The sequence below is a fragment of the Massilia sp. DWR3-1-1 genome (genome assembly GCF_049898325.1).
Lineage (GTDB): Bacteria > Pseudomonadota > Gammaproteobacteria > Burkholderiales > Burkholderiaceae_D > JAFCUW01.
Genome location: NZ_JAFCXL010000008.1, coordinates 14,419 through 28,601, shown reverse-complemented (window position 1 = coordinate 28,601; position 14,183 = coordinate 14,419). Strand labels below are relative to the sequence as shown.

The 14,183-nt window shown below is 65.1% G+C and carries 16 protein-coding genes; 10 read left to right on the top strand and 6 right to left on the bottom strand.

The genetic code is table 11. The features are described from left to right. Positions 1-146 precede the first annotated feature (146 nt). On the bottom strand, positions 147-2,747 hold the full coding sequence (gene rpoD, locus ACP7EY_RS10115; RefSeq protein ID WP_426193057.1) for an RNA polymerase sigma factor RpoD: 2,601 nt from the start codon (positions 2,745-2,747) through the stop codon (positions 147-149). A gap of 698 nt (positions 2,748-3,445) precedes the next feature. Here rpoD and ACP7EY_RS10110 point away from each other — a divergent pair. Continuing rightward, the gene (locus ACP7EY_RS10110) at positions 3,446-3,943 is read left to right on the top strand and encodes a ProQ/FINO family protein (protein WP_426193417.1); all 498 of its coding nucleotides are present in this window, start codon (positions 3,446-3,448) and stop codon (positions 3,941-3,943) included. A gap of 49 nt (positions 3,944-3,992) precedes the next feature. Beyond that, entirely contained in the window at positions 3,993-4,598 is a 606-nt protein-coding gene (locus ACP7EY_RS10105; protein ID WP_426193055.1) for a 3'-5' exonuclease, read from the top strand. A gap of 44 nt (positions 4,599-4,642) precedes the next feature. Here the strand turns inward: ACP7EY_RS10105 and ACP7EY_RS10100 are convergent, their stop codons facing one another. Continuing rightward, positions 4,643-5,026, bottom strand: a complete 384-nt coding sequence (locus ACP7EY_RS10100) for a nuclear transport factor 2 family protein (RefSeq protein ID WP_426193053.1) — start codon at positions 5,024-5,026, stop codon at positions 4,643-4,645. An 89-nt stretch (positions 5,027-5,115) separates the two neighbouring features. Between ACP7EY_RS10100 and ACP7EY_RS10095 the strand changes: the two genes are divergently transcribed. Together ACP7EY_RS10095 and ACP7EY_RS10090 are read left to right on the top strand one after the other, a co-directional pair. After that, the gene (locus ACP7EY_RS10095; protein ID WP_426193051.1) at positions 5,116-5,856 is read left to right on the top strand and encodes a c-type cytochrome; all 741 of its coding nucleotides are present in this window, start codon (positions 5,116-5,118) and stop codon (positions 5,854-5,856) included. Then, entirely contained in the window at positions 5,853-7,148 is a 1,296-nt protein-coding gene (locus ACP7EY_RS10090; protein WP_426193049.1) for a c-type cytochrome, read from the top strand. Before ACP7EY_RS10095 ends, ACP7EY_RS10090 begins: the two co-directional genes overlap by 4 nt. 22 nt (positions 7,149-7,170) lie before the next feature. On the opposite strand, the gene ACP7EY_RS10085 is transcribed toward ACP7EY_RS10090, so the two are convergent. After that, positions 7,171-8,292: a type IV pilus twitching motility protein PilT gene (locus ACP7EY_RS10085; protein ID WP_426193047.1), complete on the bottom strand. Its 1,122-nt coding sequence runs from the start codon at positions 8,290-8,292 to the stop codon at positions 7,171-7,173. A gap of 159 nt (positions 8,293-8,451) precedes the next feature. Here ACP7EY_RS10085 and ACP7EY_RS10080 point away from each other — a divergent pair, with 159 nt between their 5' ends. Continuing rightward, positions 8,452-8,574: a hypothetical protein gene (locus ACP7EY_RS10080; RefSeq protein WP_426193045.1), complete on the top strand. Its 123-nt coding sequence runs from the start codon at positions 8,452-8,454 to the stop codon at positions 8,572-8,574. Here ACP7EY_RS10080 and ACP7EY_RS10075 read toward each other — a convergent pair. Continuing rightward, entirely contained in the window at positions 8,553-9,194 is a 642-nt protein-coding gene (locus ACP7EY_RS10075) for an SAM-dependent methyltransferase (protein ID WP_426193043.1), read from the bottom strand. The genes ACP7EY_RS10080 and ACP7EY_RS10075 overlap by 22 nt on opposite strands. A 204-nt stretch (positions 9,195-9,398) precedes the next feature. Here ACP7EY_RS10075 and ACP7EY_RS10070 point away from each other — a divergent pair, with 204 nt between their 5' ends. Further along, positions 9,399-10,169, top strand: coding sequence for a head GIN domain-containing protein (locus tag ACP7EY_RS10070; RefSeq protein WP_426193041.1), 771 nt, complete (start codon positions 9,399-9,401; stop codon positions 10,167-10,169). A 56-nt stretch (positions 10,170-10,225) separates the two neighbouring features. On the opposite strand, the gene ACP7EY_RS10065 is transcribed toward ACP7EY_RS10070, so the two are convergent. Together ACP7EY_RS10065 and ACP7EY_RS10060 are read right to left on the bottom strand one after the other, a co-directional pair. Next, the gene (locus tag ACP7EY_RS10065) at positions 10,226-10,663 is read right to left on the bottom strand and encodes a copper chaperone PCu(A)C (protein ID WP_426193039.1); all 438 of its coding nucleotides are present in this window, start codon (positions 10,661-10,663) and stop codon (positions 10,226-10,228) included. Positions 10,664-10,730: 67 nt separating this feature from the next. Beyond that, a complete protein-coding gene (locus ACP7EY_RS10060) occupies positions 10,731-11,273 on the bottom strand; it encodes a YaeQ family protein (protein ID WP_426193037.1) in 543 nt (180 codons plus the stop codon). Between the two features lie 183 nt (positions 11,274-11,456). Here ACP7EY_RS10060 and ACP7EY_RS10055 point away from each other — a divergent pair, with 183 nt between their 5' ends. The 4 genes from ACP7EY_RS10055 to ACP7EY_RS10040 all read left to right on the top strand — a co-directional run bounded on the left by ACP7EY_RS10055 (position 11,457) and on the right by ACP7EY_RS10040 (position 14,145). Continuing rightward, positions 11,457-12,485 carry an NADP-dependent oxidoreductase gene (locus ACP7EY_RS10055; protein WP_426193035.1) on the top strand — a complete coding sequence of 343 codons (1,029 nt, stop codon included), beginning with the start codon at positions 11,457-11,459 and terminating at the stop codon, positions 12,483-12,485. A gap of 85 nt (positions 12,486-12,570) precedes the next feature. After that, on the top strand, positions 12,571-12,927 hold the full coding sequence (locus ACP7EY_RS10050; protein WP_426193033.1) for a hypothetical protein: 357 nt from the start codon (positions 12,571-12,573) through the stop codon (positions 12,925-12,927). 177 nt (positions 12,928-13,104) lie between these two features. Further along, positions 13,105-13,449, top strand: coding sequence for a KGG domain-containing protein (locus tag ACP7EY_RS10045; RefSeq protein WP_426193031.1), 345 nt, complete (start codon positions 13,105-13,107; stop codon positions 13,447-13,449). 144 nt (positions 13,450-13,593) lie between these two features. Beyond that, on the top strand, positions 13,594-14,145 hold the full coding sequence (locus tag ACP7EY_RS10040) for a YgjP-like metallopeptidase domain-containing protein (RefSeq protein ID WP_426193029.1): 552 nt from the start codon (positions 13,594-13,596) through the stop codon (positions 14,143-14,145). Positions 14,146-14,183 lie beyond the last annotated feature (38 nt).

Sequence of the window (14,183 nt, the reverse complement as noted above, 5' to 3'; positions counted from 1 at the left end):
TATTGACGATCTGATCATCAGGCGTCCATCGTCGTTGAGGCTGCTGCCGAAGTCAAGGCCGCCCGGCGCCAGCAAAACCACGCCACGAAAAAAAGCCGCGCACTTCACAGGAAGTGCGCGGCTGGCTTCAAGGCGTCAGGTCAGTCTTAGCCGTTATGCAAAAAACTCTTCAGCTTGTCCGAACGGGATGGCTGGCGCAACTTGCTCATGGCCTTCGCTTCGATCTGGCGAATACGCTCGCGGGTGACGTCGAACTGCTTGCCGACTTCTTCGAGCGTGTGGTCGTTCGACATCTCGACGCCGTAGCGCATGCGCAGCACTTTCGCCTCGCGCGGCGTGAGCGAATCGAGCACTTCCTTGATGACGTTGCGCATCGAGGCGTGCAGCGCGGCGTCGAGCGGCGCCAGGGTCGCATTGTCCTCGATGAAGTCGCCCAGCTGCGAATCGCCGTCTTCGCCCATCGGCGTTTCCATGGAAATCGGTTCCTTGGCGATCTTCATGATCTCGCGGACTTTGTTTTCCGGCATTTCCATCTTCAGCGCCAGGGTGGCCAGGTCCGGCTCGCTGCCCGTTTCCTGCATGATCTGGCGCGAGATGCGGTTCATCTTGTTGATCGTCTCGATCATGTGCACGGGCACGCGGATGGTGCGCGCCATGTCGGCGATCGAGCGGGTGATTGCCTGGCGAATCCACCAGGTGGCGTAGGTGGAGAATTTGTAGCCGCGGCGATACTCGAACTTGTCGACCGCCTTGAGCAGGCCGATATTGCCTTCCTGGATCAGGTCAAGGAACTGCAGGCCCCGGTTGATGTATTTCTTGGCGATGGAAATCACCAGGCGCAAGTTGGCAACCGTCATTTCGCGCTTGGCGTGACGGGCACGCTTTTCGCCGGCGGCCATCTGCTTGTTGATCTTGCGCAGGTCGGCCAGCGGCAGGGCAACGCGCGCCTGCAGGGCGATCATGCGCTTCTGGTGTTCCTGGATGGCGGGCACGTTACGGCCCAGCACGGCGCTGTAGGGATAGCCGGCCGACACTTCCGCCTCGACCCAGGCCAGGTTGGTCTCGTTACCGGGGAACACCTTGATGAAGTGGGCGCGCGGCATGCCGCAGCGCGACACGCAGATCTCCAGCACCGCTTTTTCGATGTGGCGCACTTCGTCCATCTGGCCGCGCAGGGTGTCGCACAGCTTTTCCACCACTTTCGCCGTGAAGCGGATGCCCAGCAGCTCATTGGAAATGACTTCCTGCGCCTTCACGTAGGCTTTCGAGCCGTAGCCTTCCTTCTCGAAGGCCTTGGCCATCTTTTCGAACTGCGCTTCGATGACGAGGAATTTGTCGAGGGCGCCGCGCTTGAGTTGCAGCAACTGCTCGGCCGAGAAGCCGGCCGCGCCGCCATTGGCGTCGCCGTCTTCATCGACTTCTTCCTCTTCTTCTTCGTCGTCGTCTTCGCTGGCGGCGGCGGCGGCCGACTTGTGCGGCGCGGCCGGCGCCGGCGTCGACGATTCGTTGAGGTCGACGAAACCGTCGACCACTTCATCGACCTTGATTTCGTCGCGCTCGATCTTGTGCGACAGGGCGATGATCTCGGCGATCGTGGTGGGGCAGGCGGAAATGGCTTGCACCATGTCTTTCAGGCCCCCTTCGATCCGCTTGGCGATTTCGATCTCGCCTTCGCGCGTGAGCAGCGCCACCGCGCCCATTTCGCGCATGTACATGCGGACCGGGTCGGTGGTGCGGCCGAAGTCGGAATCGACCGTCGACAGGGCGGTGGCGGCGGCCGCTTCGACTTCGTCGTCGCTGGTGGCGGTGGGCACGTTGTCGGTCAACAGCATCATGTCGGCGTCAGGGGCGCGCTCGTAGACGGCGATGCCCATGTCGTTGAAGGTGGCGATGATGCCCTCGATCGCTTCCGGATCGATGATGTTTTCCGGCAGTTGATCGTTGATCTCGGCGTGGGTCAGGAAGCCCCGCTCCTTGCCCATGTTGATCAGGTTCTTGATCTGGTTGCGGCGCCGTTCCATGTCCGCTTCGGACGTCTTCGAGTCGCCCGCCAGCACGCCCGACAGGCCGCCCTTGGCCTTGCGCTCTTTCGCTTTCGAGACCGCTTTCAGTTCGGCTCGCTCGACCGCGTTGAGGGCCGCCACTTCGTCGTTCTCCGGGGTGAATTCGCTGGGCTTGCGGCCGCGGCGGCCTGGCACCTTGATCGACGGCAGCAGGTAGCCGGAGGTGTCGATCTGCGCCAGGGTGGCCGCGTCGGTGACCTGGCTGACGGACTGGCCGGCAGTCTGGATCACGGTCGGCTCGGCCTCGACGACCTTGCGGGCCACGCGCGGCTTGACCGCCTTGACCACCGCTTCGGGCGCCTCGGCGACGGCGGGCGCCACCGCCGCGACCGCTTCAGGCTCGGCCGGCTTGAGCGAGGCCAGTTTCGACACCCGCTTGCGCACCACCGTGGTGGCCGCCACCGGGGCGGCAACGACCACCTCGCCGTTGGCATCGACCGCGCTCGCAGCCGCATCGACCGCCGCTACTGCCGTGACTGTCTCGACCCGCTCCACGTGGGCTTGCGCCGCGGCGCTGACGGCGGCCAGGCGTGAACGCGTCTTGACGACGGTGACCTTGGGCGCGCTGTCGTCACCTTCGATAAAATAGGAGGTGGCCGTCTTCGGCACCGCCAGCGGCGCGGCTTTACGCGGTGCTGCCTTCGTGGCGGTCAAAGTCAGTGTCTTGGCGGTGCTTTTGGTCATAGTCTCTCCAGTCGCGGGCGCTACGGGCCAGCGAAGTCAAAAAACCACCCAGGCCCTGTGCGGGAGCCCGATGGCGGGGGTATTCGGGGGATAGTCCCTACATGGGGTCTACATGCCAAACAACAAGCGCGACGATCGCCATCGCAAACCTGGAGCGGCGGGAAAAACGCAGTGCGGGTGGTATGATCAATTGGCGCAGATGCAATGTTGAAGCAGAAAAGAAAAAAAGCCCGATCATAAAACCGGGCTTGAATCTATTTTCCAAGGAGAATAGAGGAGACAAGCAAATTATGCCCCAGAGGGCAAGCGTCGTATAATTGAAAGACCGAATGACCGATATAACAATATCGCATACTTCCTAGCAACTATCCTTCCCGGATCGTTTGCGCCAACGCAAGCCGCGCGTAGAGCAAGGGGCGGATCATACACGATTTCGCCTTGTCGCGCTCGGCGCGTCACAAGTTGCAGCGCTGTCCGGCATGCCAAAACAACACGATTCGATTTGCCAGCGCACGTGGCAAAGTCCACATGGTATCCTCTCGTTTCCAGCTCTTACTATGAAGTCAATGAATACAACTAGCCCTGTCGTCGAGACCCCTGGCGACACTCCGGATGCTGCCCGTGCAGCAGACGTCGCAGTACCTGCCGTATCCCCTGTCGCGCAAGAGAGCGCTGCGCCCGAATCGGCCGAGGCCGAGGTGCTCGCCGACGCGGTCCCGGTAGCCGTCGATGTCGATGTCGCGGTCGCGCCTGCCGAAGCCGCTTCGTCGACTGCGCCAGCGCAGCCGGCCGCCGGCCAGCCGCCCAGCGCCCGCACCTTGCTCAAGCAATTGCAGCAGCAATTTCCCACCTTCGGCAAATGCCTGCCGCTGTCAATCGGCATCGACAAGCAATTGCTGGCGAAGATGCCTGAACTGGACCGCAAGACCATGCGTGCCGCCCTGGGCATCCACACGGGCTCGCTGCGCTACCTGCGCACGATGGAAAAAGCCACCGTCCGTTACGACCTCGACGGCACCGCCGGCGCCGCCGTGACCGACACCCACCGCCTGCACGCCAAGGAAACCTTGCAACTGCGCTTCAAAAAAGAAGCCGACCGCAAGAAAGCGGAAGTCGATGCCGCCAAGGCACTCGAGGCCGATCGCCTGCGCCAGGAAAAATTGCAGATGCTTGCATCGAAGTTTTCGCGCTCTTGATCGGCCCCGTCGATCCCTGCCGGATGCCCGATTGCGACCCGGCGTGCCCATGCAGACCACGGTAAGCGCCGTCGAGCTCGTGTTGCCCCCGTACCAGGGCATCGCGATCGCCGACGTGCGCATGGTCCGGACCGATCAGGACGCCGCCGCCGCGCTGGCCGCCCTGCAGGCGATGGACGTGGTGGGCTTCGACACCGAATCGAAGCCCACCTTCCTCAAGGGCGAAGTGTCGACCGGGCCCCACCTGGTGCAACTGGCCACCGACAGCACCGCCTGGCTGTTTCAGATCGGCGCCCAGCCGCCCACCGATGCCATCGCCCATGTGCTGCAAGTGGTGCTGGCCTCGCCTGCCATCCTCAAAGTCGGCTTTGGCCTGGCCGATGACGTCAAGCGCCTGCGCTCGAAGCTGGGCATCGACACCGTCCACGTGCTTGACCTGGCCACGGCCATGAAAGCGAAGAGCGAACGCAACAGCCTGGGCGCAAAGACGGCGGTGGCGCGGTTTTTTGGCCAGGCGCTGCAAAAATCGAAAAAAATCACCACCACCAACTGGGCCATGACGCGCCTGTCGGAAAAGCAGATCCTGTATGCCGCCGACGATGCGCACGTGGCGCTCAAGCTGTACCGCCACTGGAAACTGGCGACCGCCAGGTAAAAGCGGGCGTTTGTGCCAAAAAACCACGGTCGCCGCGGCACCCCTCAAGAGCGGTCGACAATCGTCGCAATCGCCTGTTCGTCGAACGTAAACGTGGAACTGCCCGCCATCGCCACTTCGGCGCCGGCGGCCGGGCCGCCAGGGATGTCGTGCGCCACGGTGCCGGCGAAGGCGATCGTGGCGATGACCTTGTCCGGATCGAATTCGAGCGCCATGATGGTCTGGCGGCGCCGCGAAAACAGGGCGGCCGACGATTGCGCCAGCGTGCGAAAGGCGGCGATGCCGGCCGTTTCGTGCGATTTGACGTCGTCGGCGTAGTTGTCGAAGCGCACGTCGGGACGCAGAACGGCGGCCATGCCGTCGATATCGAAACTATTGTAAGCGGCAATATAACGTTCGATCAGGTGCTGGCGGTCGGTGTCGTTCATGGCGGTTCCTCGGTGAGACGCGGACAATTTCGCCAATCTTATCAAACGCGCTATGCTGGCGCCACCCTGCATTTCTGGAGAACGAACGCATGCGTGATCTGTCCTGCCTGTTCCCGTCCGCAGCGCTGGCACGCCGCGGCGCCATGGCGCTGGCCTGCGCCTGGCTGCACTGCGCCGTGGCCGCCGAGCGCCCTGCCGTGCTGCCCGACAGCCTCGCGCAACGGTTGCTGGCCTGCACCTCCTGCCACGCCAGCACCAGCGCCCCCGACCCGTTCTTCCCCCGCATTGCCGGCAAGCCGGCCGGCTATCTGTACAAGCAGCTGATCAATTTTCGCGAGGGCCGCCGCCAGTATCCCCTGATGACGTACATGATCGAGCACTTGCCCGATGCCTACCTAAAAGAGATTGCCGACTACTACGCGGGCCTGCACTTGCCGGCGCCGCCCTTGCAGCGCATCGCGATGGACCCGGCGGCGCTGGAGCGGGGCCGCGTGCTCGTGCTCGAGGGCGACAAGGCCCTGCAAGTTCCCGCCTGTATCGCCTGCCACGGCGAGCGCCTGACGGGGGTCAAGCCGGCCATCGCCGGCCTGGCCGGGCTCCCGCGCGACTACATCAACGCCCAGTTCGGCAACTGGCGCAATCGCACGCGCCGCGCCAACGCCCCCGACTGCATGGGCCTCATCGCCAACCGCCTGAGCCCGGCCGACGTCGCCGCTGTGTCCGGCTGGATCGCCCGCCGTCCTTTGCCGGCCGACATGACGCCGGCCGCTGCCATCGCCCTGCCGCTGCCGCTCGCCTGCGGCAGCGCGCTGCCGGAATCGCTGCCATGAGGCGCGCTGGCAGGCGCGCCATCGCCGTCCTGGCCGCCGCCAGCCTGGTGCTGGCCGGCTGGGCGCTGTGGGCCTGGCCGCGCGAACAAGCGGTGCCGTCCGCCTCGCCGGCCGCCTACGCCGCCACCGCGGCCAACCTGGCCCGCGGCGCCTACCTGGCGCGCGCCGGCAACTGCATGAGCTGCCACACGGCACGGGGCGGTGCGCCGTACGCCGGTGGCCGCACCGTGCACACCCCGTTCGGCGCCATCGCCGCGCCCAACATCACGCCCGACCCGGACACCGGCACCGGCAAGTGGAGCGCCGACGATTTCTGGCGCGCCCTGCACAATGGCATCTCGCGCGATGGCCGCCTGCTCTACCCGGCCTTTCCCTACCCCAGTTACACCAAGGTGAGCCGGCCCGACGCCGACGCCCTGTACGCCTGGCTGCGCACGGTGCCGGCGCAGCGCCAGCCCAGCGCGGCGCCGCAGCTGCGCTTTCCCTACAACACCCAGGCGGCGCTGGCGGCCTGGCGGCTACTGTATTTCAGGCCCGCCGTGTTCGCGCCAACGGCGGCGGCGAGCACCCAGTGGAACCGCGGCGCCTACCTGGTCGAGGGGCTCGGCCACTGCGCCGCCTGCCATGCGGGGCGCAACGCCGCCGGCGCCAGCGACGCCGCGATGGGTGGCGCCTTGATGCCGGTGGTTGGCTGGTACGCGCCGTCGCTGACGGCAAACGCCGAGGCGGGGCTGGGCACCTGGTCGGTGCCGGAGATCGCCGCGCTGCTTCAAACGGGTACCTCGCCGCGCGCCAGCGTCGTCGGACCGATGGCCGACGTGGTCGCGCACAGCCTGCAGCATCTCGACGAGACCGACCTGGCGGCGATGGCAGTGTATCTGAAGGCACTGCCGGCGACGCAAACGGCAATCCTGGAAAAACGGGAAAAACCGGAAAAAACGGCGCAGCTGGCACAGTTCATCGAACAGGGCCGGCAAGTGTATGGGCGCCATTGCATCGATTGCCACGGCGCCAACGGCGAGGGGCTGGCGCCCGCCTATCCGCCGCTGGCCGGCAATCGCGCGCTGACGATGGACATGACCGTCAACCCCATCCGCATCGTGCTCAATGGCGGCTTCCCCCCGGGCACGGCGGGCAACCCGCGTCCCTACGGCATGCCGCCGTTCAGCCACGTGCTCGACGATGCCGAAGTGGCCGCCGTGCTCAGCTATCTGCGCGCCAGCTGGGGTAACCAGGCGGCGCCCGTGTCGGCGCGCGAAGTCAACCGCTACCGCGGCGCCCCGGTCGACTGATCAAGCTGGTACTTGGCGACGCTCAGACCATCTCGGCGAAGCCGATGCGGTCGGTGCTGGCGTTGCGGGCGTCGTCGATGCTGATCTTGTGCGCCGACAGCAAGGCTTCGAGCGAGGCATTCATGGTGTGGCAGCCGTTATCCTTGCCGCTGTTCATGCGCGCGCGGATGCCGGCGATGTCGCCCGCTTCCAGCAGCGGCATCAAGGCCGGCCCGGTGGTGAGGCACTCGGTGGCCAGGTGGTAGCGGTTGCCCTGGCTCGACGGCAGCAAGGCCTGGCACAGCACGCCGCGCAGGGCGTGTGCCAGCGCCTGCGACTGGGCGCTGGAGTTGCCCAGCAGGCGGATCATTTTTTGCAGGCCCATCTCGGTCGAACGCGCGTGCAGCGAGGCCAGCACCAGCGGCCCCGATTCGGCCAGGGCGAGCGCTTCCTGGGCGGTCTGGGCGTCGCGGATTTCACCGATGACGATCACGTCGGGGCGCTCGCGCAGCGCGTCAAGCGCGCCCAGGTAGTAACTGTCGACGTCGCCGTCGATGCCCACTTCGCGCTGGGTGATGATGCATTTACGCTGGGGTATCAAGGTCTCGACGGGGTCCTCGATGGTGATGATGTGACCCGAACGGTGCTTGTTGATGTCGTCGATCATCGAGGCGATCGTGGTCGACTTGCCCTGGCAGGTGTCGCCGATGATCAGCACCAGCCCGCTGCCCAGTTTGGCGAAGGCCTGCTCGTCGGCGTGCAGACCCAGCCCCGCCAGCGCCAGCGGTTCCTTGGGAAACCGGCGGATCACGCAGCCCAGCCGTTTTTTGCCCTGAAACGTGAAACAGTTGGCGCGGATGCGCGCCGTGTGCAGGTCGATCGAGCGGTCAAAGGCGCGCTCGGCGATCCGCTCGCTCCAGTTCGGCTCGATCACCTCGAAAAACTCTTCCAGCTCTTCGCGGGTGATGGGCGAATCCGTCACCGCCACCAGGCCCTTGGGCTGGCGCAGCATCAGCGGGCTGTTCTGGTGGATGATGACGTCGGAGAAAATCAGGCGGGAATTGAGCAGATGCAAAATTTGCTCGACCAGCGTGCCGAACACGGGATGGTCTTCATTTTCCACGTACGACAGGGTGCGAATCTGGGAAGACTGGTGATTTTCCATCGGCGGCGCTCGCTTGAAACAAGGGGATCGGCAAGCGACAATTATAAGACCAGTGACGGCAATTGCATTAGCGAAATATTATCTGGCCGAGGGCGCCTGGCACGCAGGCGGTCTGGGGGCACCATGGACTGCCAGCCGGCCCCCCGAAAGGAGCGCATCATGAAACATTCGCACCGTTTATTGATCGTCCTGGCCGTCCTGGTCGGCGCGCTGGTGTTGTTTTTATGGCCGCGCAGCACGGCGGCCACGCCCTGGCCCGACTACCTGAACCGGTTGCGGTGACCGGTTTTCAGGTCCAGCGAAAATTTTACCCCGCCGTCGGTGACGGTGACGTCGTCGGGCGGCTCCTCGCCGGCCAGGGCGCCGGCCACGAGCGGCAGCCCTTCGCCCTTGCGCAGCAGGTCGTCGCAGCGCTCATAGACGTTCTTGCAGCCGGTGCCGGCCATCAGTGCCTGGACGATGGCGACCTTCCACGCTTCCACGCCACCGGACTGGAACTGGCAAATCAGAAAGCCGTCGACGCCGGCCCCGAACGCTTCGACAATCAGGCCCGACAAGCGGTCGCGCTCGCCATCGACGCGGCGCACCAGCAGGTCCGGCCGGGCCTTGGCGGCTGCCGCCTCGGTGCGCTTGAGGGCCGCTTGCACGCGGCCCTTGATCAGGGCATGGTCGACCGGCTCGGCCTCGTCGAAGGTCCACACGCGGGCGCGGATCTGCGAGCGCGAATTGTAGGCGGCGCGGGCGATGAACTGCTTTGACGACGACTGCACCACGGCGGTCGAGCCCGGCTTCATCTTTTCATTGGGTTTGCCTTCGACCTTGTCGATGGCGGAGGCGTAAATCAGGGGGTCGCCGGCGAGGATGGCTTTTTCCTTGCCCTGCTTGATGGTGATAAATAGCATACGGATCCAGTCAGACGGGCGCCGGTCCAGGGCGGCGGCGCCAAAGCCGCCATGATAACCGGTGCCGCCGTCCGGCCGGGAAAAATGCATCCTGGACCACGCAGGCTGCGCCCTGTCGCAAACGGTGGCCACGCCGTGCTGTCGTTTTGTACACTGGTTTGATTGTTGCTCCCCACCACGACCGACCCACCACAGGAATCGACCATGCCCCTCCGCCCCGCCCCCCGTCGCCGCTTTGCCATGCTCATCGCCCTTGGCGTCATCGCCGTCAGCGTGCCGACCGCGCCCGCCCTGGCCCGCCCCTGGAACAGCAACGACGTCGCGGGCACGGGCCGTATCAAGACAGACACGCGCAGCCTCGCCGCCTTCCACGGCGTGTCGATGTCACTGCCGGGCAGCGTTGAAATTCGCCTCGGCAATACTGAGTCCGTCACCATCGAGACCGATGACAATCTGCTGCCGCTGATCGAGACGGTGGTGGAAAACGGCACCCTGAAAATCCGCAGCAGCAAGCGCAATCTCGGCTTGAACAGCCGCCACCTGAAACTGGTGGTGCAGGCGCGCACCGTGGACCAGCTGGCGCTGGGCGGCTCGGGCAGCATCGACGCCGCCGTGCTCAAGGGCGCCAATCTTGCCGTGCACCTGGGCGGCTCGGGCACCATCAAGGTCAGGAACATCGATACGGACGCGCTCACGATCGACCTGGGCGGCAGCGGCGAACTGCAGGTGGCGGAGGGGCGCGCCGGCCGGCTTACCTTGTCGATCGCCGGTTCCGGCAACGCCGACCTGGGCCGCCTGCAGGCACTCTCGGCCAGCGTGAACATCGCCGGCTCGGGCGACGCCACCGTCGTCGTGCGCGACCGCCTCGACGTCGCCATCGTCGGCTCCGGCGACGTCAATTATTATGGCGATCCGACCGTGAACCGCTCGGTGATGGGCTCCGGCTCGGCCACCCGGCAGGGCCCGCGCCGCTAAAACGGCGCCCGTTGCGACCTTTGCGACCTTTGTGACCTTTGTGACCTTTGCGACCGTCAGTGACGGGGCGTGGCCTGGTAGGTGAGCGGCTTGACCGCCACCTCGACCTGCACCGTTTCGCGCTTGCCGCCCTGGCGTTCGACCACCAGCGTCAGCGGCACCCGCTCGCCCTCTTTCAGGGGGCGCTTGAGACCGATGAGCATCAAGTGAAAATTGCTCACCGGCTGCCCGGCCGGCAGCGCGATGGCGGCCACTTCGCGCATCGACATGACGGTGCCGTTCATTTGCATCGTGTGGATTTCAACGCTGTCGGCCAGCGGCGACGCGCCCTTGACGACGCGGGCGGCGTCGGGCGAACGCAGGCTCAGGTAGGCGCCGCCCGTGGTCTGGGCGGCCACCGTCGCGCGCACCCAGGCATCGCTGACGACGGTCTGGGCACAGGCGCTGCCGCATACGATGGCGGCGGCGGCCAGGGCGAAGAGTGTTTTGTGCATGGCAAATCCTGAAAGTGAAAGTGAACGAGGGCAGTCGGGCGCGGGCCCCACAGTCTAGCGCAGTCGCTTAGCGCTCGGCCTTGAATGCCTCGCGCTCGATGAGCACGGTATCGACGCTGTTGGTCAGCCAGATCTGGCCGTCCTGGATCGTGCATTGCAGCTGCATGTTCCGATTGGCCATTTTCTCCAGCTGCGCGCTGGCCTCGGCGGGAATGTTAATCACGCTCAAGTTCTTGGCCCGTTCGAGCTTGTTGGCGATCTGCTTGTACCAGATGTGGCTGGTCGCGGCGTAGCTGTACACCACCACCTTGTCGGCCCGCCCGCAGGCCTTCATCAGGCGCTTCTCGTCGGGCTGGCCCACTTCGATCCACAGATCGATGGCGCCGGTCAGGTCCTTCTGCCACAGGTCCGGTTCGTCCGTGTCGAACAGGCCCTTGGTAAATACCAGCGACTCGCTGGCGTGGATGGCAAAGGCGAGTACGCGGATCATCACCCGTTCCTCGGTTTCCGAGGGGTGACGCGCCAGGGTCAGCAGGTGCTGCTGATAATAATTGCGGTCCATGTCGGCGATTTGCAGTTCGGCCTTGTAGATGGTTGCTTTGAGTGCCATTGAATCGATCAATAAAAAGTGAAATGAAAATGCGCTGAAGGCGGCGGCCGGCAGCCGCTGTGGTGCTTGTTTTGGCCTTGTGCCATTGTCGCATGCGCGTTCGCGCCGGCGCCCTTAAAAAATAGTACGACCGTGCATTTTACGGTATAGTCGGGTTCCTCCACTGACCTCCAAGGAAGCGCCATGACCACCCTCCTGCAGAACGACCAGTTTCGCCTTGCCGCCCGCCCGGTCGGCCTGCCCAAGCCCAGCGACTGGAATGCCGTCAACGAGCCCGTGCGCGCCATCGCCGACGGCGAGATCGTCGTCAAGACCTTGTACCTGTCGCTCGACCCGGCCATGCGCGGCTGGATGAACGAGGGCAAATCGTACATCCGCCCGGTGGCCATCGGTGAAGTCATGCGCGCCGGCGGGGTCGGCGTGGTGGTGGCGTCGAAGTCGCCCAAATTCGCCGTCGGCGACCATGTGTCGGGCGGCATCGGCGTGCAGACCTACTGGGTCGGCGCGGCCGATGACAAGACCGCCAATTTCTACCGGATCGACCCGCGCGTGGCGCCCCTGACCACCTGGCTCAATACGCTGGGCATGCCGGGCATGACGGCGTATTTCGGCTTGCTCGACGTGGGCCAGCCCAAGGCGGGCGAAACGGTGGTGGTGTCGGGCGCGGCCGGCGCGGTGGGCCAGACCGTCGGCCAGGTGGCCAGGCACCTCGGTTGCCGCGTGGTGGGGATTGCGGGCGGCAAGGACAAATGCGATTTCGTCGTCAATGAGCTGGGCTTCGATGCCTGCATCGACTACAAGAACGGCGACGTGCGCGAGGGCTTGAAACAGCACTGCCCGAATGGCGTCGACGTTTATTTCGACAACGTGGGCGGCGATATCCTCGACACCGTTCTGACCCGCATCAACATGAAAGCCCGCATCGTCATTTGCGGCGCCATTTCCCAGTACAACAACACCACCCCGGTGAAGGGACCGGCCAATTACCTGTCGCTGCTGGTCAACCGCGCGCGCATGGAAGGCATCGTGGTGTTCGACTACGCACCCCGCTACAAGGACGGGGTCGCCGCGCTGGCCAAGTGGATGCAGGAAGGCAGCTTCAAGAGCCGCGAGGACGTGGTCAAGGGCTTCGACAACTTCCCCGACGCGCTGCTGATGCTGTTTGAAGGCAAAAATTTCGGCAAACTGGTGCTGCAGGTGGCCGAAGCTTGATCCAGCCGTGATGCGCTGATGGCGGGGGGGAACTCGTGGCGCCGCGCGCGGTCTGAACGGGGTCCCTTCCACTTCGAGGCCCCCCATGGAAATTAGCGACTCCCCGGCTTTCCAGGCTTACCTGCGCGCCCGCGCCGACTTCACCAGCGATGCCGGCGTGCGCGCGCTCGAGGCATGGCGCGAAATCAACGCCGTCTCCTGGCGCCTTGCCCGCCTGCAAACGGAGGCGGTCTACCACACGGCGCACGCACTGCTCCAGTGCGCCGATCCCCTGCAGGTGGGCGTGATCCTGGCCAAACAGGTCCAGCCCGGCGCCCAACGCCTGCATGCCTGGCAGGAGCGGGTGCTCGACCTGCTGGGCGGCGCCCAGGCCGAACTGGCCGCCATTGCCGAATCCTATATGCCGACCGTGCGCAATGCCGCCGCCGCCTTGCCCGACTGAGTGCCTGTCCCAACAGGCACGCAATGGGGCAAAAAAACGCCACCAAATTCAGCAATCGCCGGCCAATCACGGAACTTATGTTGTCGATCTCTCTCTAAATTCAAGAGCGCTTTCATGCGTACCCGGTCGCGATTGACGCAACCGGTTCTTCAACTTAGTCCACACAAGGAGATTGACATGGCCACAAGCAAGGAAGGCGGCACGCGCAAGAGCGCGACGACGGGCGCCAGCGCCCAAAAAACCGGCACCCCGGCCAAGCGGGGCTTCGCCGCCATGGACCAGAACCAGCAGCGCGAAATCGCCAGCAAGGGCGGCCAGGCCGCGCACCAGAAAGGCACCGCCCACGAGTTCGATTCAGAAGAAGCGCGCCGGGCCGGCCAGAAAGGCGGCGAAGCGGTCAGCCGCGACCGCAATCACATGGCCGAAATCGGCCGCAAAGGGGGCGAAAGCCGGCAATCGGCCAGTCGCGCGGCAGCCGCTTCGGCCAACAAGGGCAATCGCCAGGGGAGCAAAGAAGAGTGAGCGCAGCGCGCACGCACGGCCTGGGTGGGCGGCCCCACTGTGGGCGCCCCACGGAGGGCGCCCACAGTGGGACTGCCCCCCGGGTGCGCCCCAGACGGGTCGCCGCCAGCGCCAGTGCCCACGATGTGCTACATTGCCGCCTCCATGGCAGCCACTCCCCCTCCCCTGAACACCGCCTCGGCCCACGCCGCCTCGCTCAAGTACCTGGGCGCCTACTCCGAGCAGACCCGCGCCCAGGTGGCGCAACTGATCGACCAGGACCAACTGGCCACCGTGCTGCGCCAACGCTATCCGCGCGCCCATGACATTCGCACCGACCGCGCCCTGTTCGACTACGTCCAGGACTTGCGCAGCGAATTCCTGCGCAACGCCGACCCCATCAACAAAGTCGCCTACGACAACAAGATCCAGGTCATCCAGCATGCATTGGGCTTGCACACGGCGATCTCGCGGGTCCAGGGCAGCAAACTCAAGGCCAAGCGGGAAATCCGCATCGCCACCGTGTTCAAGCAAGTGCCGCTGGAATTGCTGCGCATGATCACCGTGCACGAACTGGCGCACGTGAAGGAAAAAGCGCACGACAAGGCGTTTTACAAGCTGTGCTGCTATATGGAACCGCACTACCACCAGTACGAATTCGACCTGCGCCTGGTGCTGACCCACCTCGACAGCTCGACAACGCCGCTCTGGACCTGACGGGCGCGCCTTGCCTCGCCCGCGCGGGACGGCGGCAC

Coding starts and splice junctions, on each gene's coding strand:
- rpoD (WP_426193057.1), bottom strand. CDS start 2,747: ATGACCAAAAGCACCGCCAAGACACTGACTTTGACCGCCACGAAGGCA.
- ACP7EY_RS10100 (WP_426193053.1), bottom strand. CDS start 5,026: ATGAACGACACCGACCGCCAGCACCTGATCGAACGTTATATTGCCGCT.
- ACP7EY_RS10070 (WP_426193041.1), top strand. CDS start 9,399: ATGCCCCTCCGCCCCGCCCCCCGTCGCCGCTTTGCCATGCTCATCGCC.
- ACP7EY_RS10080 (WP_426193045.1), top strand. CDS start 8,452: ATGAAACATTCGCACCGTTTATTGATCGTCCTGGCCGTCCTGGTCGGC.
- ACP7EY_RS10045 (WP_426193031.1), top strand. CDS start 13,105: ATGGCCACAAGCAAGGAAGGCGGCACGCGCAAGAGCGCGACGACGGGC.
- ACP7EY_RS10095 (WP_426193051.1), top strand. CDS start 5,116: ATGCGTGATCTGTCCTGCCTGTTCCCGTCCGCAGCGCTGGCACGCCGC.
- ACP7EY_RS10050 (WP_426193033.1), top strand. CDS start 12,571: ATGGAAATTAGCGACTCCCCGGCTTTCCAGGCTTACCTGCGCGCCCGC.
- ACP7EY_RS10055 (WP_426193035.1), top strand. CDS start 11,457: ATGACCACCCTCCTGCAGAACGACCAGTTTCGCCTTGCCGCCCGCCCG.
- ACP7EY_RS10060 (WP_426193037.1), bottom strand. CDS start 11,273: ATGGCACTCAAAGCAACCATCTACAAGGCCGAACTGCAAATCGCCGAC.
- ACP7EY_RS10105 (WP_426193055.1), top strand. CDS start 3,993: ATGCAGACCACGGTAAGCGCCGTCGAGCTCGTGTTGCCCCCGTACCAG.
- ACP7EY_RS10085 (WP_426193047.1), bottom strand. CDS start 8,292: ATGGAAAATCACCAGTCTTCCCAGATTCGCACCCTGTCGTACGTGGAA.
- ACP7EY_RS10090 (WP_426193049.1), top strand. CDS start 5,853: ATGAGGCGCGCTGGCAGGCGCGCCATCGCCGTCCTGGCCGCCGCCAGC.
- ACP7EY_RS10065 (WP_426193039.1), bottom strand. CDS start 10,663: ATGCACAAAACACTCTTCGCCCTGGCCGCCGCCGCCATCGTATGCGGC.
- ACP7EY_RS10040 (WP_426193029.1), top strand. CDS start 13,594: ATGGCAGCCACTCCCCCTCCCCTGAACACCGCCTCGGCCCACGCCGCC.
- ACP7EY_RS10075 (WP_426193043.1), bottom strand. CDS start 9,194: ATGCTATTTATCACCATCAAGCAGGGCAAGGAAAAAGCCATCCTCGCC.